Source organism: Janthinobacterium sp. GW823-FHT06H09 (assembly GCF_058794735.1).
The window spans coordinates 384,182-406,373 of the sequence record NZ_JBXAHC010000006.1 but is presented as its reverse complement, the minus strand read 5'-3'; the positions used below and the strand labels follow the sequence as shown (position 1 = coordinate 406,373).

Annotated in this window: 24 protein-coding genes; 7 read left to right on the top strand and 17 right to left on the bottom strand. The window is 65.6% G+C overall.

The features are described 5' to 3' along the window. Window positions 1-5: 5 nt before the first annotated feature. The 8 genes from AC1Q6X_RS12975 to AC1Q6X_RS12940 form a co-directional block, all read right to left on the bottom strand. Entirely contained in the window at window positions 6-740 is a 735-nt protein-coding gene (locus tag AC1Q6X_RS12975) for an amidohydrolase family protein (RefSeq protein ID WP_492497432.1), read from the bottom strand. A 9-nt stretch (window positions 741-749) separates the two neighbouring features. Then, window positions 750-1,400 carry a hypothetical protein gene (locus tag AC1Q6X_RS12970; protein WP_492497430.1) on the bottom strand — a complete coding sequence of 217 codons (651 nt, stop codon included), beginning with the start codon at window positions 1,398-1,400 and terminating at the stop codon, window positions 750-752. Between the two features lie 46 nt (window positions 1,401-1,446). Next, on the bottom strand, window positions 1,447-2,277 hold the full coding sequence (locus AC1Q6X_RS12965) for a GIY-YIG nuclease family protein (protein WP_070224455.1): 831 nt from the start codon (window positions 2,275-2,277) through the stop codon (window positions 1,447-1,449). Beyond that, entirely contained in the window at window positions 2,261-3,307 is a 1,047-nt protein-coding gene (locus AC1Q6X_RS12960) for an aminotransferase class I/II-fold pyridoxal phosphate-dependent enzyme (protein WP_492497428.1), read from the bottom strand. The genes AC1Q6X_RS12965 and AC1Q6X_RS12960 overlap by 17 nt, the downstream gene beginning before the upstream one ends. Window positions 3,308-3,327: 20 nt before the next feature. Continuing rightward, window positions 3,328-5,478: a hypothetical protein gene (locus AC1Q6X_RS12955; RefSeq protein WP_492497426.1), complete on the bottom strand. Its 2,151-nt coding sequence runs from the start codon at window positions 5,476-5,478 to the stop codon at window positions 3,328-3,330. A 10-nt stretch (window positions 5,479-5,488) separates the two neighbouring features. Beyond that, complete coding sequence (locus AC1Q6X_RS12950) at window positions 5,489-6,781, bottom strand: hypothetical protein (protein ID WP_492497461.1); 1,293 nt, start codon at window positions 6,779-6,781, stop codon at window positions 5,489-5,491. 67 nt (window positions 6,782-6,848) lie between these two features. Next, window positions 6,849-7,580 carry a hypothetical protein gene (locus AC1Q6X_RS12945; RefSeq protein WP_071654456.1) on the bottom strand — a complete coding sequence of 244 codons (732 nt, stop codon included), beginning with the start codon at window positions 7,578-7,580 and terminating at the stop codon, window positions 6,849-6,851. 63 nt (window positions 7,581-7,643) lie between these two features. Beyond that, window positions 7,644-8,210, bottom strand: coding sequence for a hypothetical protein (locus AC1Q6X_RS12940; protein ID WP_492497424.1), 567 nt, complete (start codon window positions 8,208-8,210; stop codon window positions 7,644-7,646). A 26-nt stretch (window positions 8,211-8,236) separates the two neighbouring features. Between AC1Q6X_RS12940 and AC1Q6X_RS12935 the strand changes: the two genes are divergently transcribed. The 3 genes from AC1Q6X_RS12935 (at window position 8,237) to AC1Q6X_RS12925 (ending at window position 11,811) form a co-directional block, all read left to right on the top strand. Beyond that, a complete protein-coding gene (locus AC1Q6X_RS12935; protein WP_492497422.1) occupies window positions 8,237-8,527 on the top strand; it encodes a hypothetical protein in 291 nt (96 codons plus the stop codon). 97 nt (window positions 8,528-8,624) lie between these two features. After that, complete coding sequence (locus AC1Q6X_RS12930) at window positions 8,625-10,361, top strand: DUF1800 domain-containing protein (protein WP_492497420.1); 1,737 nt, start codon at window positions 8,625-8,627, stop codon at window positions 10,359-10,361. 10 nt (window positions 10,362-10,371) lie between these two features. Beyond that, a complete protein-coding gene (locus AC1Q6X_RS12925) occupies window positions 10,372-11,811 on the top strand; it encodes a DUF1501 domain-containing protein (RefSeq protein ID WP_492497418.1) in 1,440 nt (479 codons plus the stop codon). On the opposite strand, the gene AC1Q6X_RS12920 is transcribed toward AC1Q6X_RS12925, so the two are convergent. The 3 genes from AC1Q6X_RS12920 to AC1Q6X_RS12910 are packed head-to-tail and all read right to left on the bottom strand — an operon-like array spanning window position 11,808 to window position 13,312. Then, entirely contained in the window at window positions 11,808-12,650 is an 843-nt protein-coding gene (locus AC1Q6X_RS12920; RefSeq protein ID WP_492497416.1) for a dioxygenase family protein, read from the bottom strand. The two genes, AC1Q6X_RS12925 and AC1Q6X_RS12920, sit on opposite strands and share 4 nt — an antisense overlap. Beyond that, window positions 12,608-12,778, bottom strand: a complete 171-nt coding sequence (locus tag AC1Q6X_RS12915; protein ID WP_162995707.1) for a hypothetical protein — start codon at window positions 12,776-12,778, stop codon at window positions 12,608-12,610. The genes AC1Q6X_RS12920 and AC1Q6X_RS12915 overlap by 43 nt, the downstream gene beginning before the upstream one ends. Window positions 12,779-12,808: 30 nt before the next feature. Further along, window positions 12,809-13,312 (bottom strand): Spy/CpxP family protein refolding chaperone, encoded by a 504-nt coding sequence (locus AC1Q6X_RS12910; protein ID WP_492497413.1) that lies wholly within the window; start codon window positions 13,310-13,312, stop codon window positions 12,809-12,811. 193 nt (window positions 13,313-13,505) lie between these two features. On the opposite strand from AC1Q6X_RS12910, the gene AC1Q6X_RS12905 reads away from it, so the two are divergent. Further along, a complete protein-coding gene (locus AC1Q6X_RS12905) occupies window positions 13,506-14,195 on the top strand; it encodes a response regulator transcription factor (protein WP_070310889.1) in 690 nt (229 codons plus the stop codon). Window positions 14,196-14,197: 2 nt separating this feature from the next. After that, on the top strand, window positions 14,198-15,685 hold the full coding sequence (locus tag AC1Q6X_RS12900; RefSeq protein WP_492497411.1) for a sensor histidine kinase: 1,488 nt from the start codon (window positions 14,198-14,200) through the stop codon (window positions 15,683-15,685). A 32-nt stretch (window positions 15,686-15,717) separates the two neighbouring features. On the opposite strand, the gene AC1Q6X_RS12895 is transcribed toward AC1Q6X_RS12900, so the two are convergent. Continuing rightward, a complete protein-coding gene (locus tag AC1Q6X_RS12895; protein WP_162995708.1) occupies window positions 15,718-16,059 on the bottom strand; it encodes a FlxA-like family protein in 342 nt (113 codons plus the stop codon). Between the two features lie 168 nt (window positions 16,060-16,227). Between AC1Q6X_RS12895 and AC1Q6X_RS12890 the strand changes: the two genes are divergently transcribed. Further along, a complete protein-coding gene (locus AC1Q6X_RS12890; protein ID WP_492497409.1) occupies window positions 16,228-17,466 on the top strand; it encodes a PrpF domain-containing protein in 1,239 nt (412 codons plus the stop codon). A 35-nt stretch (window positions 17,467-17,501) separates the two neighbouring features. Here AC1Q6X_RS12890 and dcd read toward each other — a convergent pair whose 3' ends face one another. The 4 genes from dcd to AC1Q6X_RS12870 all read right to left on the bottom strand — a co-directional run bounded on the left by dcd (window position 17,502) and on the right by AC1Q6X_RS12870 (window position 20,553). After that, the gene (dcd, locus tag AC1Q6X_RS12885; protein ID WP_034755486.1) at window positions 17,502-18,071 is read right to left on the bottom strand and encodes a dCTP deaminase; all 570 of its coding nucleotides are present in this window, start codon (window positions 18,069-18,071) and stop codon (window positions 17,502-17,504) included. A 132-nt stretch (window positions 18,072-18,203) separates the two neighbouring features. Continuing rightward, window positions 18,204-19,004 (bottom strand): alpha/beta fold hydrolase, encoded by an 801-nt coding sequence (locus AC1Q6X_RS12880; protein ID WP_070224467.1) that lies wholly within the window; start codon window positions 19,002-19,004, stop codon window positions 18,204-18,206. A 58-nt stretch (window positions 19,005-19,062) separates the two neighbouring features. Beyond that, complete coding sequence (locus AC1Q6X_RS12875; protein ID WP_492416241.1) at window positions 19,063-19,770, bottom strand: HAD family hydrolase; 708 nt, start codon at window positions 19,768-19,770, stop codon at window positions 19,063-19,065. A gap of 21 nt (window positions 19,771-19,791) precedes the next feature. Next, window positions 19,792-20,553 carry a sulfite exporter TauE/SafE family protein gene (locus AC1Q6X_RS12870; protein WP_034756294.1) on the bottom strand — a complete coding sequence of 254 codons (762 nt, stop codon included), beginning with the start codon at window positions 20,551-20,553 and terminating at the stop codon, window positions 19,792-19,794. Between the two features lie 151 nt (window positions 20,554-20,704). Between AC1Q6X_RS12870 and AC1Q6X_RS12865 the strand changes: the two genes are divergently transcribed. Next, window positions 20,705-21,628, top strand: a complete 924-nt coding sequence (locus AC1Q6X_RS12865; RefSeq protein WP_492497405.1) for a LysR family transcriptional regulator — start codon at window positions 20,705-20,707, stop codon at window positions 21,626-21,628. 3 nt (window positions 21,629-21,631) lie between these two features. On the opposite strand, the gene AC1Q6X_RS12860 is transcribed toward AC1Q6X_RS12865, so the two are convergent. After that, window positions 21,632-22,153: a GNAT family N-acetyltransferase gene (locus AC1Q6X_RS12860; protein ID WP_492497403.1), complete on the bottom strand. Its 522-nt coding sequence runs from the start codon at window positions 22,151-22,153 to the stop codon at window positions 21,632-21,634. Between the last annotated feature and the right edge of the window lie 39 nt (window positions 22,154-22,192).

Sequence of the window (22,192 nt, the reverse complement as noted above, 5' to 3'; positions counted from 1 at the left end):
CTGCCTCACGCCAGACCCGCCAGCCGCAAAAAATTGCCACCCGTGATCAGCGCCGCATCCAGCGGCGGCAAGCCCAGCAAGTGAATCTTGTGCAATTCCAGCCCCGGATGCAACCAGGGGCCATCCGAGCCGAACAAGACCTTGTGCGGCCCGGCACGGCGCACGGCCTGTTCCAGCAAATCAAAGCGGCGCACGCCCGAGCTGTCCGTATGGATGTTGCGGTGGCGTACCAGATGGTCGATCAGCGCCAGCTGGGCCGCCCAGTCGTCGCCGAAACTGCCCAGGTGGGGCAGGATGAAGTTGACGTCGGGATACTGCTGCGCCAGCAGTTCGGCCACGGCCACCTCGCCGGCCGGGTCATACAGCACGGGCAGACCGAAGAAACGGGCCGCGTCGCACACTTCGCCGCTGATGCGCGCGTCAAAGCGGTGCGCCTTGATGCCGACAAAACCATAGCGTTCGACGGCCGTGCGCACCAGGTCCATGATGCGGCCCCGGTCGCGCCGCGCATGCACGAAGGCAAAGCCATAAAAACGCTGCGGATCGGAGGCGGCCAGGCGCGCCACGCCGTGGTTGGCGATGGCATAATCGGAGTGGAAGGCGGCGAACAGCACGCTGCGGGCGATGCCGGCCGCCCGGGCGCGGCGCAGGTAGGCGTGCAGCGGCGCATCGCTGTCCCACGGCCCGCTCAAGCCGTCGCCCGGTCCCGCATGGCAGTGACAGTCGATAACCAGCGCCATGGCCGCCTCTCAGTTCCAGTCGCCCATGACGACGATGCGGTTGCCGCGTCGGCGCCAGCGCCCGCTTTCCTCTTCCTGCTGCGGCGCAGGCGAGCGGAAATGCGGCAATTGCTGATGCAAGGCCCGCGTCAGCGCACTCTCGATGGCGCGCGCACTGCCATCGCCGTCGGCCGCCAGACGGGCCGCCTGCCCCGCGATGCGCACGAAGCGGCGCGCCATCTCCAGTTCGCGCTCGGCCGGCGCCTCGGCTTCCATTTCCAGCTCCAGCGCATCGCTGGCCGCGCGCCCCAGGGCCGAACCGAGCGCCGTGCCCACGCCCGGTATCGGTATCATCGAACCGAGAGCGCCGCCGACGAAGGGCAAGGCCGTCTTGGCCACGGCCTTCAAGGCGCCGCCCAGGGGCTTGGCCACCTTGGCGATAGTCGAGCCCACTTTCTTGACGCCCATCCATACGCTCTTGAAGACCTTGCCGAGAAACTGCTCCAGTTCCTCCTCGCTGGCCACTTCCAGCAATTCCATGGCCAGCTGCAGTTCTTCCTCTTCGCCGAAAACGGCCGGCGCCGCACCCTTGCCGGGCCAGTCCTGGCCGAATTCCAGCACTTCAAACGCGGCGCCGGCACGCTGCCGGCATTGCGCGCATGCGCATTCGAGTTGGTGCATGATGCTCTCCTTCGCAATGATCAAGGCGTGGCCGCCAGGTCCACATTCAGCTCCACATTTCACCGAGCACGGCCAGTTCCAGTTCGCGCCGCTGGTTGGTCAGCACGCCACGCTGGTTGGCGAACATGTCGTCGTGGATGCGCTGCTCGATGCGGCGCCGCTGCGCCGCCGAGGACAGGGGCGCCACATACACCTGGTGCCCGCTCAGGTCCACGCCCATCATCTGGCCGCACAGCCGGTGCTGCAGCAGGCGCCGGTGCAGGTCGTCCGTCTGGCCGCTGTAGGCGCGGCGGCGCCCGCCCGCATCGAATTCGATCACATACAGGCCCGGCCCCCGGCCATTCGGATCGCGCAAGGCATTGGCCAGCGTCCCCAGCGCCAGGTAATTGAGGGCGGCCGCTTCCGGCACCCGGCCCATGGTGCCGGCCAGGGTCGGCGGGATTTCGCCCTGCTGCTGGCCGTCGTCCTGCCCCTGGTCCTGCCCTTGGTCCTGGTCAGGTTCCGGCTCCTGCTGGTCTCCAAACGCGGGTTCCGCCACGGGATAGGGCGCCGGATAAAGCGTGGGATAGATGGCCGGATAGCCGCCCCAGCCCCGGTAGCGCGGCGGCAGGTAGGGCAAGGGCGGCGGCGCGGGGCGTGGGGGCCGACGCGCCGGATTCGCCTGGTAGCGCGGCGGCATGGGGCGGCGCGGGCCGCGCAGTGGGGGCCGCGCGCGCACGCCGCCGCCATAGCGCCCGCTGCCGGGCCGCCAGCGCTCGCCCTCCCACTCGGACTCGGATTCCCCCTCCTGCGCCCACTCCTGCTCCTGCTCCCACTCGTACTCACCTGCCGCTCCCGCTTGCCCCGCAAAGGGCAGCATTTCAAACGCGTCGTTCATATCGCCTCCTCGTGTGATGTTCAAGCAAATTCATCGCCTGCTCCAGTTGCCCGGGCGTCTGATCGGCCCGCAGCAGAAAAGTCAGCGCCCCGGGACCTTCCCCCGCTTGCGCCAGCGCCAGCACGCCCGCCGCCCGCAAGGCCGGCTGCAAGTGGGCGCGTCCTGGCAGGCGCTGCACGGGAAAGCTGCCGCCCCGGCAAGCGATGCCGGCCGCCGCCATCCCGCCGCGCCATTGCGCCACCCTGTCCGCCAGCCTAGCGCGCAAGGCGTCGCCGTGGCGCGCATTGAGCGCCATGGCACGCCGCGCCGCCGCCAGCACGGCGGCCGACGGCGGACTGGCATGCACGCGCGTCTGGCTGTGCGCCGCAAAGCGCTGCAACAGGCCGCCGCTGCCTGCCAGCACGGCCAGCGGCACGCCAAAGCCCTTGGCCAGCGAGGCGCCGACGATCAAATGGCCGCCCGCCTGGTCGTAGCCGCCCTGCAAGCCGTGCAGCCGCGCCGAGCCGCCGCCTTGCGCGCCCGCCACACCCAGCACCTGTGTGTCGTCCAGCAGCAGATAGCCGCCGCCCTGGCGCGCCAGGGCCGCATAAGCGGCCAGCGGCAAGACCTGGTCGCTGCCCGGCACATAGCCGTCGGCCAGTATCAATGGACGCCGCCCCTGCCTGCCCCAGGCCGCCGCCAGGCGCCGCAGCGCCGCCATATCGCCGCTGGGAAACAAGCGCAGCGGCAAGCCCAGCGCCTGCGCCCGCTCCGCGCCCCAGCGCGCGATGGCATAGCTGCCGCCATCGATGAGGATCACCAGCCGCTCGGCAGCCAGCATGCCGAACAGGTCCCAGAACAGGTGCAGGGTCGACGGCAGCACGCAGGCCGCCTCGCAGCCTTGCAACGCAGCCAAGTCTGCGGCCAGCGCTTGCGCGCCCGGCGGCTCCTGCAGCGCGGCCGGTTGGCCCAGGGTCAGGCTGCTCCACGGCGTCAGCGAGGCCGCCGGATGGCGCATGCCCAGGTACAGGGCACTGGTAAAGTCGAGCATGCACGCGCCCCGCCCCCGCCCTAGACGCTGCGCAGCTGCTGGCTCAGGCGCTGGCGCAGCAACACCGAAGGCATCGTCGATTCGACCACCGGGTCGCTGCTGTCGACGGACAGATCGACCCCCGTGGCGGCGCGGTAGCCATGGATATAGCCCTGCACTTGCGGCCGCCAGAAGCGCGCCCAGTTGAAGGCCTGGGTCGGTTCATAGATATCGCTCCAGTTGCCATAGCGCACGGAGAGCAGCAATTGCTCGCCAAAAATGGCCAGGTTACGGAAATGCATGACGCTCGTGTCCGTCCAGCCCTGCAGTTTCTTCATGGCGTCGACCCTGTCCATCCACGGTTCCGGATACGCGACCATCACGCGCGTGGGCAAAAATTCGCGGAATTCGGGGCGCGCCAGCATCCATTGCTGCATCAGCATCTCGATGCGCGCCGTCGACGGCAAGTCGCCGAACTGGTTGTGCGCGCCCTGCGACAGGATCAGGTGGATTTCCTTCAAGGCATTCAGCACGGGAAAGGCGTCCGCCTTCACGGTGGTGTCGTCATCCTGCTTGTAGAACGAGGTCAGCAGGCGCAGCAAGTGATGGAAGGCCTCCAGGAATTTGGAGCGGCTGTCGGCTGGCCGGAAATGCTGCACTGCCTTGCCGTCCAGGCGCACACCGTAGTGATGGTCATACTCGTAGTTCCGGCGCATCACGGTCAGCCGATGCTGTTCATCCTGCGTGTATCCCCACAGTAAATTATTCAGCGGACGCAGCATGTCGATTTCCGTGTTCGACAAGGGATCGAGATGGTTGCCCGGCGCGCGCAGGTTCTGGAAGCGCTGCGCGATGGCGTTCATGGTCTGCACCAGCATGCCTTCTTCATGCCAGTACGACCAGATCAGTTCCAGCAGGCAGGGATTGGCCAGCTTTTCCTGGATGATGCCAAAGCACAGGTCGACCTCGCCTTCCTGGCCGCGCGGGATGCTGATCGGGATGTCGGGCAGCTTGCGGCGGATCACGGCCAGGTAGGGCAAGGTCTGGAAGCCGTCGATGTTTTCCAGGTAATCGTTGCGCAGCACGGTTTCCAGGTCGCGCCCTTGCGGTATGTCGCGCCGGTCCAGATAGGCGTTGTCCTCGGCCGGATTGAAGGCCAGCGGTTGATTCAGCACGCCGCAATTGACCATCACGAACGCTTCCGTCGCCACTTTCAGCACGCGGTAGGAATCGGCATCGGAAAACGGCAGCGCGCGGCGCTGCTTGAGCTGCTGGAACATGTCGGCCTTTTTCACGAAGCGTTCCTGCTCGAAACCCCGTACGCTGGCCAGGTCGCCGCAAAACAGGCTGTCCATGAAATGCAGGTAGTTGGTAAACGACATCGCCTCGGTACTGTTGCGTATCAGGGTCCACAGCGGCAAGTCTTCCGTCGGCTCCGTTTCCGTGCGCGTCAGCGACACGCCCACGTTGCCCGTGATGGGCTGCGGATGGCGCTCTTCCGTCTCGTATTCCGCGTCGAGCGCCAGCATGGCGTGCGGGCTCAGCCCTTCCGGCACGGGCAAGGCGTTGCGCAGTTCGGGACGCTGCGACAGCATCATCTGTCCCATGAAGCGGTGCATGCCGGCGCGCCGCACCGGCGTGGAAAACGCGTTCGCGGTGCCGCGCATGGGCACCCACGGCGCGGCGGCCAGCAGTTGCACCTGGTCGCGCCCGTCGGCGCTCTGATCGCCGTCAAACGAGACGGTGGCGATGGCGCGGTCGCCCACCCTGCCGAACTGACAGTCGCTGGGATGGCAGTCGGCCGTTTCAAACGCCAGCGTCACCTGCGGGTTGAGTTGGGGCGTGAAGCACAATACGGCGCTGCAGCCGGCCTGCACCGTCACGCACTGGGGCGCCGTGGCGGGGAAATTGCCATACACCCCCACGTAACTGCCCGTCATCAGGTCGGTAAACACGGTGCCGCCACGCCCATCCGTCCAGCGCACGCCCACCAGCATGGCGGGATCAGGCACCCAGGTGGCGGCATTGAAGTTGTGGCAATCCGCCTCGGCTCCCCGGTACAGGCTGATGGCGGCATTGACGACCATGGCCCCGCTGTCCTGCTCATGTACGGTGACCGCGATGCTGCCGCCGTGGTGTTTCGGACCCGCCTGGCCCGCCCCTTTGCTTTTGCTGCTCATCTTGCTGCTCATGTCGTTCTCCTCAATGGATAATCAAACGGGATGCCAGGGGCGGCAGCAACCTGCCGGACTGGCGGCCATGCCGCACGACGTCGGCGCACAGCTCCGACGTGTCCAGGGTGCTGCGCAAGGCCCAGTGGGTCAGCAAACGCCCCAGCAGCTCGCTTTCGTCTTCCGGACTCAAGGTACCGCTGGCGCGCGCCTGGCCCAGCACGGCGAACACCAGGGTCGGCGCGGCCTGGTACATCTGCGCCGGCGCCAGGGTCCAGCTGTGAAACAGCTGCGCCAGCATGGCGGGCTGGCGCGTGTGCACGGCCATGGCTTCGACCAGCGAGCCGCCGCGCAAGGCCGGTGGCCGGTGCTGCACCAGCAAGCCCACGAGGGCCGCCATGCTGGCCTGCAGCTGCTCCAGCAGCCGCTGCCGGGCCGGTGGCAGGCCGATCAGCGGGTAGTACGACAGCCACAGCTGCTCCAGCCGGTCCCATTGCGGATGCGGATACAAGGCCCGTCCCATGGCACAGCTCAGGCGCACCCGCAGCCATGGCACCGGATGGGGATCGTCGATATTGAGGCGGAAGACAAACACGCGCGGCAGGCTGACCACGCCGATCAGGCCCAGGGTGGCGGCCACGCCGACCCGCGCCAGCGACCAGAAGTCGGCCACGATCTCGGAAATCCACCGCTCCCACAACTGCCACACGTGCACCAGACCGCTGCCGCCGTGCTGCATGGCTTGCAGCACGGGCCGCAAGGACGCCACCAGGTCCAGCAGCGCCGCGCCCTGGTGGCCCACCTCGTGCACCAGCGACGAAGCGATGCTGCTGCCGATCATGCGTTCGCGCGGCAGGCGGATGATGGCGACGGGATTGTCGCCGCCGCCCGGCAGGCGCGTGCGTGCGCGGCGGATGGCGGCGCCCGGTCCCCGGTCCAGGTAGCAGATCACGGGCGGCGCCTGGTACACATTGCCGGGCAGCGCCAGCGCATCGGCGGCAACGATGTCGAGACCGGCCAGCCACACGCCCGTCTTGTGCTCGCTGCGCTGCGTGATGACTTCGTTGAACAGGTCGAACTGGGTCAGCGCGGCATTGAATTTCAGGCGCAGAAAGGTGAAGCGGCGCTGCGCCTCGGCGGCGGTGGCCATGCTGGCGCCATCGGCGTGCTCGCGCCGCAGCCAGTGCTGGAACTGGGCGACCATGCGCCGCAATTCACGCCGGCCCTGCACCAGCTGGCTTTCGATGGCCGACTGGGCGCTGGGCATCAGGGCGGCCGCCAGCACCGTCGGCTCGATCAGCGCGAACGGTTCCAGCCGCGCCAGCCGCGTCAGCAGCGAGCGCGCCTCCTGCGCCAGCATCCAGGCAGCATAAGCGCCGATGGCCATGATGTCAGACGCCGTACAGGACGATCTTGTGGCCCTGGCGCGCCCAGCGCCCGCTAGAGGGGCGCATGCCCGCCGAGCCCCTTGCCGCGCCGCCCTGGGCCATGGCCCCGCCCGCAGCGGCGCCGCTGCCGTTCTGTGTCGCGACCTGGCTGCCGGGGCGGCCCAGCAGGCCGGGCGCGAACTGGCGCGCCGCCGCGCTGGCGGCCGCCTGGGCGATGGCGCGCGGGTCGCCCGAACCGCGTGCCTGCGCGGCGCGGTTGACGGTGTCGGCGGCCAGGCGCACGAACTGCTTGGCACCCTCGAATTCGCGGTCTTCGTTCGACGAGGCCTCCGCTTCCAGCCCCAGCGCATTGCCGGCGGCCGAGGCCAGGCCGCTGCCGATCTTGGCGCCCAGCGGGCCGCCGAAATAGCCGCCGATGGCACCGCCGGCCAGCGGTATCGCCTTTTTCGCTACGCCCTTGAGCACGCCGCCGATGGCTTGGCCCACGGGCGACTTGATGATGCCGCCCGCCACCGAGGCGGCCTTGCGCAGGAAATTGCCGAGGAACTGTTCCAGTTCGGCTTCATTGCTGACCGACAGCAGTTCATTGGCCAGTTCCATTTCCTCGGCTTCGGAAAACATGGCGCTCGCGCCACCCTCGCCGCTCCATTCGCCCTGGCCAAACTCGAACTGTTCCGCTTCAAAGCCGGACATCTCCTGCCCGTATTCCAGGGTCGTACGATCTAAGTCATGCATGATGAGCTCCTAAAAGTTAGCACCTCGGTTGACACTACAGCGCCGGACAGACTGGCCGTCCGGCTAACAATCGAGCACGACGATGTGCCCGCCCTCGCGGCGCCAGCGGCCAGCGTCCGGTCCTGGCGCTTGCGCCGCCTGCCTGAGCAAGCCTGGCGCCACGCTGCGTGCCACTTGCAACAGGGCCGTTTCCACCCGCGCCCTGGGCGCGCGCGCGCCCGTGCCACCGTCCTGCGTCAGCGCCGTATTGACGGCATCGATCAGATGCACGACCTGGCGCGCCAGTTCGAATTCCTTGTCTTCCGGGCTCAATCCCTCCAGTTCCATGCCGAAGATGCCCGCAGCGCGCCGCTTGAGCGCCTGTGGCGAACCGCCATGCAGGGGCAGCAGGGGAGCCACCGCCTTGCCCAGCAGCTGGCGCAGCGGCCCTTCCAGCGGCGTGCCGCGCACTTGCTGGCCCGCCGCGGTGGCGCCCAACTGGCGCGCCAGGAACGCGTCGAACTGGGACGGCGCCTGCAATTCCAGCAACTGCGCCGCCAGTGCCAGCTCATCTTCGTGCTGCATGGACAGTACGCCCGGCGCTTCCGGCAATTCCATTTCGGGACGATAGGCGAGCAGGCGGCTGGTCATGACAGGCTCCGGTGAAAGGCGGGCGGGTGGTCCATGCCTCCCTGACGCAAGGGCCATGCCAGCCAGGTGCAGAGGGAAAAACGGGACGCGACGGCGAACGCCTTTTCGCCGATGCGATAAAAACCATGGTTTCCGGCGAAGCTGTTTTCGCCCTGTCCATGAGCTTTCAAACAAGCTTAATTCGAGGGAATTTATTACGTCGCTTATCCGCGACATTGCCCGTGATCGGCAAAAAATATTTTTTATTCTTAAAATGCAAAGTTCGCGCTACTACGCCAAAAATAGCCTCAAAACAACGCCAACATCATCCAAAATAAAACGTGACCAACATGTAAATACTCAATTGAAAACAGGATTTTGGTAGCTAAGGCCTACAATTAGCGGGCTAGAATTGAATTGCCAGAGAGAAACTAAATGACCGAACCTACTTTGCGCCGTTTATTGGCCGTCACATTATTCAGTTTGCTTTCCGCCTGCGGCGGGGGCGGCGACAGCAAGACAAGCTCCACCCAGAACCAGGACGTCCCGGTCGTGCCGCCAGCGACCACGCCTCCGGCCAGCCAGGCGGCCACCACCTTTACGCGCCAGCAAGCATCACGCTTCCTGGGCCGCGCCACGTTCGGTCCCAACATGGCGGCCATCGATGCGCTGGCCGCCAGCGACGGCGATGCCTGGTTCAGGGCCCAGTTTTCCAAGCCACAAACCTTGCATCGGAAATCTATCGACGCCATGCTGGCGGCGCAGGCGGCCGGCGGGCAAACAGTGGGTTTTACGGCTGTGTATGAATCCTTCTGGCAGCAGGGTATCCGCAGCGAGGATCAATTGCGCCAGCGCATCGCCTTTGCCCTGTCGGAAATCTTTGTCATTTCCATGCAGAATGAGTCCGTGCGACCACAAGTGCGTGGCGTGGCCAGTTATTACGACATGCTGGGCGAGCGTGCTTTTGGCAACTTCCGCGACCTGCTGGAAGGCGTGGCCCTGCATCCGATGATGGGACTGTACCTGTCCCACCTGCGCAACCAGAAGGAATCGGCCACGCGCACGCCCGATGAAAACTTCGCGCGCGAAGTGATGCAGCTGTTTAGCATCGGCCTGTACCAGCTGAATGCGGATGGCAGCCTGAAACTGTCCGGAGGCAAACCCATCGAGACCTACACGCACGACGATGTGGCGGGCCTGGCGAAAGTGTTTACGGGCTGGAGCTGGGCCGGTCCGGACCAGAGCGCCGCGCGCTTCTATGGCGGCACGGCCGATCCCGACCGTGACTGGAAGCCGATGCAGAACTACGCGGCCTTCCATTCCAGCGGCGACAAGCGCTTCCTGGGCCAAAGCATTTCCGGCGCCAGCAGCGGCCAGGCCGACTTGAAACTGGCGCTCGACACCCTGTTCAACCATCCCAATGCGGGACCATTCTTTGGCCGCCAGCTGATCCAGCGCCTGGTCAGCAGCAATCCCAGCCCCGCCTATGTGGGCCGTGTGGCCGCCGCGTTTGCCAACAATGGCAGCGGCGTGCGCGGCGACATGCAAGCCGTCATCCGCGCCGTGCTGCTCGACCCGGAAGCGCTGTCCGCAAGCGGAACCTCCCTGCGCACAGGCAAGCTGCGCGAGCCGCTGCTGCGCCTGGCCGGCTGGATGCGCGCCTTCGATGCCAAGCCAGCCGACGGGCGCTACCGCATCTATTATCTCGACGACCCATTGAGCGGGCTGGGCCAAAGTCCCTTGAATCCCTCCTCCGTATTCAGTTTTTTCCGCCCCGCCTATACGCCGCCCAATTCCGCGCTGATCAGCGCGGGCCTGGTGGCGCCGGAACTGCAAATCACGGCTGAACCGTCGGTGACGGGCTATCTGAACTTCATGCAGGAAGCCATCAATAGCGGCGTGGGCGAGCGCCGTGAAGTCAAGCCCGATTACACGCGTGAACTGGCACTGGCCGCCGACACGGGCGCGCTGCTCGACCGCATCGACCTGCTCCTGATGCATGGCAGCATGCCCGCCAGGCTGCGTGGGCAAATCCTGACCGCCGTCAATGGCGTCAGCATCCCTGCGGCCACGGCCAGCAATGCCGCGCAAGTTGCCACGGCCCAGGCCAACCGCGTCAAGCTGGCCATTTTCCTGACCATGGCCTCGCCAGCCTACCTGGTACAAAAGTAAGAGCGATCACATGCAAAACTTCCCCTTTTCCCGCCGCCGCTTCCTCGGTTCCATGCTGAGCCTGGCCGGCACCACGGCCGCGCCGTTCGCCCTGAACCTGGCCGCCATGGGCAACGCCGCTGCGCAATCGGCCGGCGACTACAAGGCCATGGTGTGCCTGTTCATGGCAGGCGGCAACGACGCCTTCAACACGGTGCTGGCCACCGATCCCACGTCATGGAATGAATACACGCGCTTGCGCAACACGGGCGCCGCCGATTCCATCCATCTGCCCGGCGTAGGCGAGACGGGCGGCGTCTTGCCCATCGTGCCCGCTACTGCCCAAACGGGCCGCGCCTTTGCCCTGCATCCCCAGCTCGCGCCCCTGAAAGACTTGTTCGACATTGGCCGCGCTGCCGTCGTGGCCAATGTGGGCACCCTGATCCAGCCCGCCACGCTGGCACAGTACAAGGCGGGCAGCGTGGCTTTGCCACCCAGGCTCTTTTCGCACAGCGATCAGCAATCGACGTGGCAATCAGGTTCGCCGGAAGGAGCCAGCACGGGCTGGGGCGGGCGCATCAGCGACGTGGCGGGCGCGGGCAATACGAATGCCATGTTCACGGCCATCTCCGCCGCAGGCAACACGGTTTTCCTCAGCGGACGCCAGGTTCGCCAGTTCCAGGTGGGCCAGTCAGGCGCCGTGCCCATCCGCGGCCTGAGCGGTAGCCTGTACGGCAGCACGGGCGGCGCGGGCGCGCTGCAAGCCATCATCAACGATGCGGGCAGCGACCTGATCGAACAAGAACACGTGGCCGTCGTGCAGCGCGCCATCTCCAGCCAGAGCATTCTCAGCGGCGCCATGCTGGCGGCCGGTCCCGGCGGCGTGCCGAATCCCCCGCCTTATGTCAATCCGAACACAGGCGCGTCCGGCGTCAATCCGCTGGCCGTGCAATTGCAGACGGTGGCGCGCATCATCGGCGGACGCGGCACCCTGGGGGTGAAACGGCAAGTATTTTATGTGACCCTGGGCGGCTTCGACACGCATGACCGGCAAAAGGCGCTGCATGCCGACCTGATGGCCCGGCTGGCCCATGCGCTCGCCTACTTCGACACGACCCTGGCGGCCCTGCAGGGCGCGGATCTGCGGCGCCAGGTGACGACCTTTACGGCGTCGGACTTCGGCCGCACCTTCAGCAGCAACGGCGATGGCACGGATCACGGCTGGGGCGCGCACCACTTTGTCGTGGGCGGCGCCGTCAAGGGCCGCGACATCTACGGCACCTTCCCCGTCACGGGCCTGGGCCATGAGCTGGACGTCGGTTCCGGCGCCCTGCTGCCGACCACCTCCGTCGACCAGTACGGCGCCACCTTGGCCAAGTGGTTCGGCGTGGCCGACAGCCAGCTGGCCGAGGTGTTCCCGAACATCGGCAACTTCAGCCGGCGCGACCTGGGGTTCATGACGACAACTTAGCCATTCACGGCGATCGTCAGCGTGACGACGTAGCCATCCGTGGCATTGCCCGTCACCGTGGCCATCTGCAGGCTGGTGCCGTCGCTGAAGACATTGTCGCTGGCATAGCTGATCTGCGCCAGGTTGCGCACGCTGGCCGTGTAGCCGCTGGCCGTGTAGGCCTCATTCAACGTTGCCATTGGAAAAGTGAACTGCGAGGTCTTGATGCGGTTCGAGGCAGAGGCCGCCTTAGCCAGGCTGGGATAGACCTCGACATGCACGTGCGGCATGCGCCCCGCATAGCAGCCGGGAAAGATCGTCGTGAAGCTGAGGTTGCCGGCGCTGTCCGTTTCCTGCACGCCGCGCAGGTAATTTTGCGCCGTCACGCCGCTCGAATACAGCGAATACAGGCCGTCGCGGTCGCAATGCCATACATACACGGCGTAACCGGCCAGGCTGGCGCAGCTGCCGCTGGCGTTAAGCAACTGCAGCTTGATGGTGAGCGGCACACCCGCCGCCACACCCGTGGCGCCGTTAAAACTGGCGCGGATATCGCTGCGCACGACGCCCGACTGGTTCAGCACGTTAATGATGCTGCCGCCATACGTGTTCGTGCCATCGGCAGGATACGGCCCGCCCGTTTCCTCGGGAATCACCGTGCATGCGCCCGTGCTGGGTGTCGTGACCCCAGCGGCACCGCTGCCTGCAGCCGCGCCGCTGGCGTCCGACCCGCCGCCGCAGCTCATCAGGGGCAAGGTGGCGGCGCCGGCCAGCAGCCAGCGCAGCACCTGTCGCCGCTCCGCCGCCTGTTGCCGCATCATTTCGAGGTCGGATGCCAGACCGTGATCATGTAGTTCCATAGATATTCCATCAAGTGGGGCAAGCCCGCCAAAGCGGGATTCAGGCTGGCGCACAGGTACAGCGCCTGCGTCGCATGGCGCGAGAGCGCTTGCAAGCTGCTGCCCGGACGCAAGGCATGGATGCGCATGCTGGCTCTCCCTGCGCTCGCGTCTGCCGCTTACTCGGAGCGCCGGAGGTCGCGCGGACCCTGGCGGCTGTCGTGCCGCTGCGGCACCTGCTGGCGCTGTGCCGGCGTCAGCACGGCCAGCAATTGCTGCTCCAGCCGAGCATGCTGCAAGCTGATCTTCGCCATGGCTTGCGCCGCCGTGTTCGCCAGCGCGCTGGCTTGCGCATCGTCGTAGGCGCTGGAGGCGGCCAGCGCGCGCAGCTGCTCGTGGGCCTTGAAAGCGATCTTTTCCTGTTCCCGCAGCAAAGGCGCCTGGGCGTAGGTGGCGGCGAAGACCTTGTCCTGCTGCGCTTCGCTCAGCTCGATGCCATGCAGGAACGGCGGCAAGCCTGGCGCGCCGGGTCCGCCTGGGCCGTGACCGAAGCCGGACGGCGGCCCAGGCATGGCGCGCGGCGGCGGGCCGGACGGCGCAGCTTCCTGCTGGGCCAGGGCGAGCAGCGGCATGCTGCAGGCGCACAACAGCAACAGGGATACGGCAATACTCAGGTATTTCATCGGGCGTTCCTTTCGTGGAGGTCAACCCTGATTGTCGGCGTCTGGCGTGTAAAGCAACGTCAGGGCCGCGTAAAAGCGTGTAAAGGAAGCTGCGCAAATGTAAGCGGACGTATGTAAAAGCGGGTAAAAGGGCCCTGAGCCGCGCCTGTTGACTGCTATCATCGGGCGATATTCACCCGAAAAAAGCACAGGCATGAGCAAGGTTTTGTTAATCGATGACGACGTGGAACTGGTCGGCATGTTCCAGGAATACCTGACGCAGGAAGGTTTCGATGCCCGCGCCGTGCATGACGGCGAAAGCGGCGCGGCCGAGGCGCTGACGGGCCTGTACGCCATCGCCATCCTCGACGTCATGATGCCGCGCATGAATGGACTGGAAACCCTGCGCCGCATCCGCGCCGGCAGCAATCTGCCCATCCTGATGCTGACGGCGCGCGGCGACGATACGGACCGTATCGTGGGTCTGGAGCTGGGCGCCGACGATTACGTGACCAAGCCGTGCACGCCGCGCGAGCTGACGGCGCGCATCCGCGCCATCCTGCGCCGCGCGCAGGCGGCGCCGCACGACAACTCGGGCCTGGCGCCGCTCACAGTAGGGCAACTGACGATGTGGCCGGAACAGCGCCGCGTTTCCTGGGCCGGTGCGCACCTGGAGCTGACAAGCACGGAATTCAACTTGCTGGAAGTGCTGGTGCGCCATGCGGGCAAGCCCGTCAGCAAGAATCAATTATCGGAACTGGGTCTGGGCCGTCCCATGGCCCGCTTCGACCGCAATATCGACGTGCACTTGAGCAGCCTGCGCCGCAAACTGGGCAGCCTGGCCGATGGCCGCTCCTGCCTGCAGACCGTGTACCGTCTCGGCTACCAGCTGATCAAGGAGTAAGCGTGGGCCGTCTGTTCTGGAAGTTTTTTCTGTGCATCATGCTGGCGCAAGTGACGGCCACCATCGGCATCGGCGGCACCTTCTGGCTGAAAAACCGGGCGGCACAGCAGGAGCGGGCCCTCGACATCGACACCAGTCCGCCCGCGCAAATGATCATCGAGGCCGCCAGCGCCACGCTGGAAGCGGGCGGCAGCCAGGCCTTGCGGCAATTCCTGAGCAAGCTCGAGCGCATGCGCGTGTTTGCCGTCGATGCGCGCGGACACGAACTGATGGGCCGCGCGGTGCATCCCGCCATGCTGGCCAAGGCGCGCGCCATGCTGGAGCAAAGCCAGGCCCATCCCGTCGTGCGCACGGTCACCGGCAGCGACGGCCAGCGCTATCTGCTGTTCCTGCCCTCGTCCGAACGCTTCCGCAATGCCGAGGCAGGCGCCGCGCGCGACACGCTCAACGCCGTCGCCATGAGCGGCCCGCGCGCCATGGGAGCCGGTCCACGGCCCCACGAAGCAGGCACTGCGCCGCCACGCGGCGAATTCGGCCGCGGCCCGCCCCCGCGCATGGACACGCCCTACCGCACATTCATTCCCCTGGGGGCGGCCATCGCCGCCAGCCTGCTGTTTTCTTTCCTGCTGGCCTGGTATTTTGCGCGCCCCATCCGCGACCTGCGGCAAGCGTTCGAGGCCGCCTCGCACGGCAATCTGGCGCCGCGTTTTCACGCCAGCGGCAAGCGCGGCGATGAACTGACGGACCTGGGCCGCGATTTCGACCGCATGACGGGCCGCTTGCGCAGCCTCATGGATAGCCAGACACGTCTGCTGCATGACGTCTCGCACGAGTTGCGCTCGCCGCTGGCGCGCCTGCAGGCCGCCATCGGCCTGGCGCACCAGCAGCCGGAAAAGATGGCCGCCTCGATGCAGCGCATCGAACGCGAAAGCGAACGCATGGATAAACTGATCGGTGAACTGCTGACGCTGTCACGGCTGGAAGCCGGCGCCGGGCAAACGGGAGCCAGGCACATGCACAGCGAAGACGTCAGCATCGCCGACCTCGTGCACGACATCGTGGACGACGCCCGCTATGAGGCCCGGGCACGCCAGTTGAACGTCGAACTGGCGGGCGATGCGGCCATGCCCGACGCCAGCGTCACGGGCCAGCCAGAATTGCTGGCGCGCGCCGTGGAAAACGTGGTGCGCAACGCCGTCAAGCACAGCCCCGATGGCGGCACGGTGGAAGTGGAACTGTCGCGCATGTCCGACTGGCTGCGCATCGCCGTGCTGGACCGGGGCCCCGGCGTGGCTGGCGCGGACCTGGCGCGCATTTTCGAACCGTTCTTCCGCGCCAGTAATACCCAGCATAGCACGGATGGACACGGCCTGGGCCTGGCTATCGCCCGGCACGTCATCAACGCCCATGGCGGCCGCATCGGGGCCAGCTTGCGCAGCGGTGGCGGCTTGTGCGTGGAAATGCTGCTACCCGTCAAAACGCCAGGCTGACCTGTCGGCGAGCCTGGCGCGTGGATGTGTTGTTACGCCTGCGTATCGATGATGCTGCCCAGGGTCGACGCGCTTGACCTGGCGGGACTCGCCACGGTCTCCGCACTGCTGGCCGTTTGGGATTCGCCTTGTGCCGCCTGCTGCGCGGCCGCCGCCTGTAGCTGGGCGATTTGCGCCTGCAAGGCCTGAATTTGCTGCGCCAGCTGCTGCTGCAGCTTTTGCGACGCGTCCGTCTGCTCGCCCTTCTGCGACTCCGTCAACTGTTTTTGCGCCGCCGTGATCTGCTTTTGCAGCGCCGCGATCTGCGCACTGCTGCCCGCACTGGCGCTGCCGGCCGCGCCGACTGCGCTGCCGGAACCGATTGCCGCTACCATATTGCCTCCCTGATTATTCAACACCTTATTATCGGCGCGCAAGGTACTCAATACAGGGCGGCAAGTGTAAAGGCGGGTAAAGCCATGTAAAGACGCCGCGCGCACCATCCGATTGCACGCCAGCAAGAAAAACTGGCACACTGGCGCTTCCTGCCTTGACCACGATCCATGATGATGACGCCCCTGCTGCCCGCCCTGCCCGACCTCGTGCCCCGCCAACGCTGCGGCGTGATCGAGTTTCCCGTCCACCACATGCGTGGCGGCACATCGACGGGCCTGGTCTTGCACGGGGCCTGCGTGCCGGCCGAGCAAACGCTGCGCGAGGAATTGCTGCGCCACCTGATGGGCGTGCCCCAGTCCGGCCGGCAGCCGGGCAACCGGCAAATCACGGGCCTGGGTCGGGGCACGCCCACCAGCAATAAAGTCTTCCTCGCCGAGGTGGAACAGCATGCGGGCCAGCCGCGCCTGGTCAGCACCCTGGCCCAGCTGGCTGGCGAGCATGGCGATATCGACTGGAGCGTGAACTGCGGCAATATGTCGTCCGCCCTGCAACTGTGGGGACTGGACAGCGGCGTGATCGAGGCACTGGCCATCGGCGCGCACGATATCGATATCCGCAACACCAACACGGGCGTCATCACCACCTCGCGCATGGCGCGCGAACGCGACGGCAGCTTTACCGGCACTGAAATCCCCGGCGTGCCCGGCAACTTCCCCCGCGTGGACCTGTTCCTGCGGCAACCGGCAGGCGCCAAGACGGGAAAATTATTACCAACAGGCAATGCGCAGGATGTGGTGCACGGTTATGTGGTCTCGTGCGTGGATGTGGCCGTGCCCATGGTCATCGCGCCAGCGAGCCAGTTCGGCAAGACGGCGCACGAGTCCATCGCGGAACTGGAAGCGGACACGGCTTTCATGCAGGCGATCCGCCAGGTGTGGAGCGCGGCGGGTCTGCTGATGGGCTTGCGCAAGCGCGATGGCGGGTTGATGACGTTGGCGGAATTGGAACGCAGCGAAACCATCCCCAAGTTCTGCATCGTGGGGCCGGCGGCGGGAGAGGGAAATATTGCTGTGCGTTACTTTACGCCGCAATCGGGCCACGCCTCGCTGGCCGTCTCGGGCGGCTGCTGCCTGGCGGCCGCCTGCCTGATACCGGGCACGGTGGCGCATGCGCTGGCGCGCGGCGTGCCGCCAGTCAAGCAAGCGGAAACAGAGATGGAACTGGGCATAGCCAATCCGGCCGGCATCCTGGACACCACCATCGTGGCGCGCCAGGACGGGGCAACGGGCAACATCACCATCGACGGCGCGGCCTACCGCCGCAGCGCGCAAATCTTGCTGCGCGGCCATGTTCCCCTGTACCAGCCGTCAACCGCGCTGAAGGCGTGGCTGCTGAAACAGATTTAAAGCAGGACTGGCGCCCCGCCCGTTCAGGCAATCAATCAGGTCTTCGGCAATGTCACGCCGACCTGGCCCTGGTATTTGCCGCCGCGGTCCTTGTACGAGGTTTCGCACACTTCATCGGACTCGAAGAACAGCACTTGCGCCACGCCTTCGTTGGCGTAGATTTTCGCCGGCAACGGTGTCGTATTCGAAAACTCCAGGGTCACATAGCCTTCCCATTCCGGTTCGAACGGGGTGACGTTGACGATGATGCCGCAGCGCGCATACGTGCTCTTGCCCAGGCAAATCGTCAAGACGTTGCGGGGAATGCGGAAATATTCCACGGTACGGGCCAGCGCGAACGAATTCGGCGGGATGATGCAATAGCCCTTGCCCGACACGTCGACGAAGTTATTCGCGTCAAAATCCTTGGGGTCGACGATGGTGGTGTTGATGTTGGTAAACAACTTGAACTCGTCGGCGCAACGGATGTCATAGCCATAGCTGGAGGTGCCGTAGGAAACGATGCGGTTGCCGTCGCGTTCCTTGACCTGGCCCGGTTCGAACGGCTCGATCATGCCCGTTGTTTCCGCCATGCGGCGTATCCATTTATCGCTTTTAATCGTCATCGCAGGGGTATCTTTCTAGAATATCGAATGGCTGGGGCGGCGCGCCAGGTGCAGGCGCGGCCCGAATGGCAGGATTTTACGCGAAAATCCGCCGCTGTTGGCCCCCATCCCCTGAAAATCCTTGGCGGCAGGCTATTGTTTCGCCAGCAATGCCGTGATCATCTCGCGCACCACTTGCGCCGTCAGTTCCGGGTTTTCCATGGGAAACAGATGGCCGCCCGGCACCTGGCGGAAAAACTTGCCGACCAGTTTGCGCGTGGCCGTCAAGCCCGCCTGGCGGCATTCCACCGATTCCGTGCCGCCGATAAAGCCGATGGGCACGGGAAACCCATCCTTGACGAGGCCGCCGATATGGTGCGGCAAGCTGCGGTAGACCTGCGTTTCCACTTCGCGCGTAAAACGCAGCTGCACCCCGTCCGGATGGGGAGCCAGGCCGCTGTCGATGTAATCGCGCAAGACTTGCGGCGCCCAGATGGCGAACATGTCCTTGGCCGCGAAGTGTTCATACGCGGCTTGCGCATCGGGCCACAGCTTGCGCCGCCTGGCGGAAAAACGCGAGGGGGAAAACCGCTCGCCCAGCGCCGTGTTGCGCGCCAGGCGCACCAGCAAGGCGCGCCAGCCCGCCACCACGGGCGAATCGAGCAAGACCACGCAACGCACCAGGTCGGGCCGCTGCTTGGCCACCATCACGCTGAGCATGCCGCCCAGCGAATGGCCGACGAGGATCACGGGCGCGCTGTAGCGGCGTTCCAGGTCGTCGATGTACTCGCGCACCAGCTCGGGCCAGCCCGTGCTGACGGGGTAATCCGGATCGTGCGCATGCATGTCAAGCGCCTGCACGGTGTAGTGCTGGCCCAGCAAGCCGAACAGCTTGCGGTAGGTGCCGGCAGGGTAACTGTTGGCGTGGGCAAAGTGCAGTTGCGGGAGGGTCATCGTGGGGCGGTGCCGGTGAATGCGATAGGCAATTGTAATGGCATGCCGGCAAGACGGATCAGAGGAAGACCTCTAATTTGCGAGCTGGCAGCGGGCGCGCTGGCGCCATGCCGGGCACGAACGAGGCCAGTACGTCGCCCAGCTCGGCGTTGGAATCGACCACGCAAAAAGCATCGTCAAACGCATGGTGACGGTTCATGGGATTGCGCACGACGATGCATTCCAGCCCGGCCGCCCTGGCGGCGCGCAAGCCGCGCGGCGAGTCTTCCACGGCCACGCAGTCGGCGGCGGCCAGGCCCAGGCGCTGCAAGCCCAGCTGGTAGCCGTCGGGCGCCGGCTTGCTCTCGCCATACATTTCGCGCGTCAGCACGAAGTCGAAGTGGCTGAGCAAGCCCGTGGCCGCATGGCTGATGCGGAAATGTTGCTCATAGGCGCTGGTGACCACGCCCATGGCCACATGCGGGCGCAGCGCCGCCAGCACTTGCCCGATGCCGGGGATGGCCAGCTGCCCCGCCTGGCGCAGGCGTTGCGCAAACAGCTCGGTGCGCTCGGCCCGCAGGCGCTCGACCAGTTCGATGGCGTGGCCCTGCCCCAGCAGCAGATGCCAGGCGCCATAGTTATTGTCCAGGAACCAGTCAAAGAATTGCTTCGGCGTCAAGTCTATGCCGTAGGGCAAGAGCAAGTCGCGGTTGCTTTCGTAAAACAGCTGTTCGGTATCGACCAGCACGCCATCGTTGTCCCACAGCACGCCCTGGATGGTTTTCATGGCTTGTTGTCGTTCAAAAACTTACTTGAAGAAGATGTCGTATGACAACTTCACGATCAGCAGCACCAGCAGCACGAGGAAGAGGATGCGCACGAAGGCGGCGCCGCGGCGCACGGCGATCCAGGTGCCCGTCAGGGCGCCCAGGATATTGCACACGGCCATGGGCGCTGCCACCGCGTAGACCACGTGGCCGGCGGGAATGAAGAAGGCCAGCGCGGCCACGTTGGTAGCGATATTCACCAGTTTCGAGCAGGCCGAGGCGAGGATGAAATCGAAGCCGAAGACGCGGATGAACAGGAAAATCAAAAAACTGCCCGTGCCCGGCCCGAACAGGCCGTCATAAAAGCCGATGGCGCCGCCGATGACGATGGCGAGGATGCGCTCACGGGGGCCGATGGGGCGCGCTTCGCGCGTCGTGCCGAAATCCTTCTTGATGAAGGTGTAGATCGCCATGATGATGATCAACACCAGCACCATGGGGCGCACCACCTGCTGCGGCACGTAGGACACGGCGGCCGCGCCGATGAAGGACATGACGAAGGCGCTGGCCACGGCGGGCAGCACCAGCAGCCACGGGATGTGCACCTTGCCGACAAACGAGCGGGCGGCAAACGTGGTGCCGCAGGCGGACGCCAGCTTATTCGTGCCCAGCAAGGAGGTCGACGCCATGTTCGGCATCAGGTTGAACAGGGCCGGCAGCTGTATCAGCCCGCCCCCGCCCACGGCGGCATCGATCAGGCCGGCAAAGAAGGCAAATAAACACAGCAGCGAGATGGTCAGCATGATAGGCAATATGGAATGGGCGACAGCGGCAGTATAGGCGTCAGACACTTTTTCCGATGCAACTTCAAATTGCGGAAAACGCAATCAGGCGTAACGCTTGACGGAATGCGCCCCATGCGGTCTACTGGCCTCTTTTGCCGGGAGTGACGCGATGTCGATGAAACTGATGTGGGAGATCCGCGCCTTTTGCACCGTGGTGGAAAAGCGCAGCTTCATCCACGCGGCGCGCATGCTGGGACGCTCGCCGTCGGCCGTCACGCGCGCCATCCAGTTCCTCGAAGAAGCCATCGGCGCCGAGCTGATCCTGCGCACGCAAAAGCAGTTCACCCTGACGACGGCCGGCGAAACCTATTACGCGTCGGCCAAGCACTTGCTGGAAACGCAGGCCGAGGCGGAAGACCAGCTGGCAGAGCTGAGCAACTCGCCGCAAGGCTGGGTGCGCCTCTCGGCGCCGGAAATTTTGTCGCTGGGCTTCCTGCCGAAAGTGGTGGCGCAATTTTCGCGCGACTATCCGAACGTGTCCGTGGACATCCATTTCTCGGACAAATCGATCGACCCCATCCAGGAAAAGCTCGACTTCGCCATCCGCGGCGCCTTCCCCCAGTCGAGCGAGCTGATCGGTTATCCCCTGTGGAACTACCGCCGCTATATGTACGCCTCGCCCGACTATATCGCCCGCATGGGCGCGCCCGACGAACCGGAAGAGCTGGCCGGCCACGACATCATCATGCACTCGGCCCCCCGCATTTTGCGCGACTGGCATTTCGTTTCCACCGAGCGCAACGTGCGCTACCAGGTGCAGCCCCGCTTCCGCTTCACTTCCGGCATCGCCACCTTTCAGGCGGCCCTGGAAGGCGCCGGCATCGTGCGCCTGGCCAGCTGGCTGGCCGAGCCGTTTGTCGCCGCCGGCACCTTGCGCCGGGTCTGCACGGCATACCGGCTGACCTCATCGAAGGAGCTGGACCCGAGCATCCATGCCGTGTATGGCACGTCGAGGATGGCCAAGGGGGCAAGGTTATTTCTGGAATATGTGCGGCAGCGAGGGCTGGAAATACCCGATGAACGGGCAAGTTAGCATCTATTTCGCGGCGATGACGTCGCTATACACGGCGAACTGCGCGCCGTCGAAAACAAAGGCGGCCACCTCGCGCATGCCCAGTCGTTCATGTGCACGCAGCGAGCCGATATTGTCGCGCCGGATGAACAGCACCGCCTCCGCATCCCCTTGCCGCGCCCGCATGGCAGAGTACAACAGCGCCAGCAAGCCCTGCCCCCGCTCCGAGTCCGCGATGCAGACAGGGCCATACACATAGGCCTTGTCACTTCCCCGATACGCGGCCAGCATGGCCAGCACCACGGGCGCCTGCGCGGTGGCAGCTGCATCGCTGAACAACACGCCAACGACAGGCCCGTCCGCTGCGCGCCGCGCCACAATGACGGGCGATTCGCCATCCGCCATGCTGGCCACCTTGTCGCGCGAAAACTCGCCCGTCAGGCTGCCGCCCTGCGAGGGGGAATTAGCTTGCAACAAGGTCGTGATGGCGTCGATGTCGGCGGCCTGGGCCAGGCTGATCAGATAATGGCTGCTTAAATGTAACAATCAACGCTCCTCGATTGGGTTCTTCCGTTGAGATGCTGC

Coding starts and splice junctions, on each gene's coding strand:
- AC1Q6X_RS12975 (WP_492497432.1), bottom strand. CDS start 740: ATGGCGCTGGTTATCGACTGTCACTGCCATGCGGGACCGGGCGACGGC.
- AC1Q6X_RS12970 (WP_492497430.1), bottom strand. CDS start 1,400: ATGCACCAACTCGAATGCGCATGCGCGCAATGCCGGCAGCGTGCCGGC.
- AC1Q6X_RS12965 (WP_070224455.1), bottom strand. CDS start 2,277: ATGAACGACGCGTTTGAAATGCTGCCCTTTGCGGGGCAAGCGGGAGCG.
- AC1Q6X_RS12960 (WP_492497428.1), bottom strand. CDS start 3,307: ATGCTCGACTTTACCAGTGCCCTGTACCTGGGCATGCGCCATCCGGCG.
- AC1Q6X_RS12955 (WP_492497426.1), bottom strand. CDS start 5,478: ATGAGCAGCAAGATGAGCAGCAAAAGCAAAGGGGCGGGCCAGGCGGGT.
- AC1Q6X_RS12945 (WP_071654456.1), bottom strand. CDS start 7,580: ATGCATGACTTAGATCGTACGACCCTGGAATACGGGCAGGAGATGTCC.
- AC1Q6X_RS12940 (WP_492497424.1), bottom strand. CDS start 8,210: ATGACCAGCCGCCTGCTCGCCTATCGTCCCGAAATGGAATTGCCGGAA.
- AC1Q6X_RS12930 (WP_492497420.1), top strand. CDS start 8,625: ATGACCGAACCTACTTTGCGCCGTTTATTGGCCGTCACATTATTCAGT.
- AC1Q6X_RS12925 (WP_492497418.1), top strand. CDS start 10,372: ATGCAAAACTTCCCCTTTTCCCGCCGCCGCTTCCTCGGTTCCATGCTG.
- AC1Q6X_RS12920 (WP_492497416.1), bottom strand. CDS start 12,650: ATGGAACTACATGATCACGGTCTGGCATCCGACCTCGAAATGATGCGG.
- AC1Q6X_RS12915 (WP_162995707.1), bottom strand. CDS start 12,778: ATGCGCATCCATGCCTTGCGTCCGGGCAGCAGCTTGCAAGCGCTCTCG.
- AC1Q6X_RS12910 (WP_492497413.1), bottom strand. CDS start 13,312: ATGAAATACCTGAGTATTGCCGTATCCCTGTTGCTGTTGTGCGCCTGC.
- AC1Q6X_RS12905 (WP_070310889.1), top strand. CDS start 13,506: ATGAGCAAGGTTTTGTTAATCGATGACGACGTGGAACTGGTCGGCATG.
- AC1Q6X_RS12895 (WP_162995708.1), bottom strand. CDS start 16,059: ATGGTAGCGGCAATCGGTTCCGGCAGCGCAGTCGGCGCGGCCGGCAGC.
- AC1Q6X_RS12890 (WP_492497409.1), top strand. CDS start 16,228: ATGATGATGACGCCCCTGCTGCCCGCCCTGCCCGACCTCGTGCCCCGC.
- dcd (WP_034755486.1), bottom strand. CDS start 18,071: ATGACGATTAAAAGCGATAAATGGATACGCCGCATGGCGGAAACAACG.
- AC1Q6X_RS12880 (WP_070224467.1), bottom strand. CDS start 19,004: ATGACCCTCCCGCAACTGCACTTTGCCCACGCCAACAGTTACCCTGCC.
- AC1Q6X_RS12875 (WP_492416241.1), bottom strand. CDS start 19,770: ATGAAAACCATCCAGGGCGTGCTGTGGGACAACGATGGCGTGCTGGTC.
- AC1Q6X_RS12870 (WP_034756294.1), bottom strand. CDS start 20,553: ATGCTGACCATCTCGCTGCTGTGTTTATTTGCCTTCTTTGCCGGCCTG.
- AC1Q6X_RS12865 (WP_492497405.1), top strand. CDS start 20,705: ATGTCGATGAAACTGATGTGGGAGATCCGCGCCTTTTGCACCGTGGTG.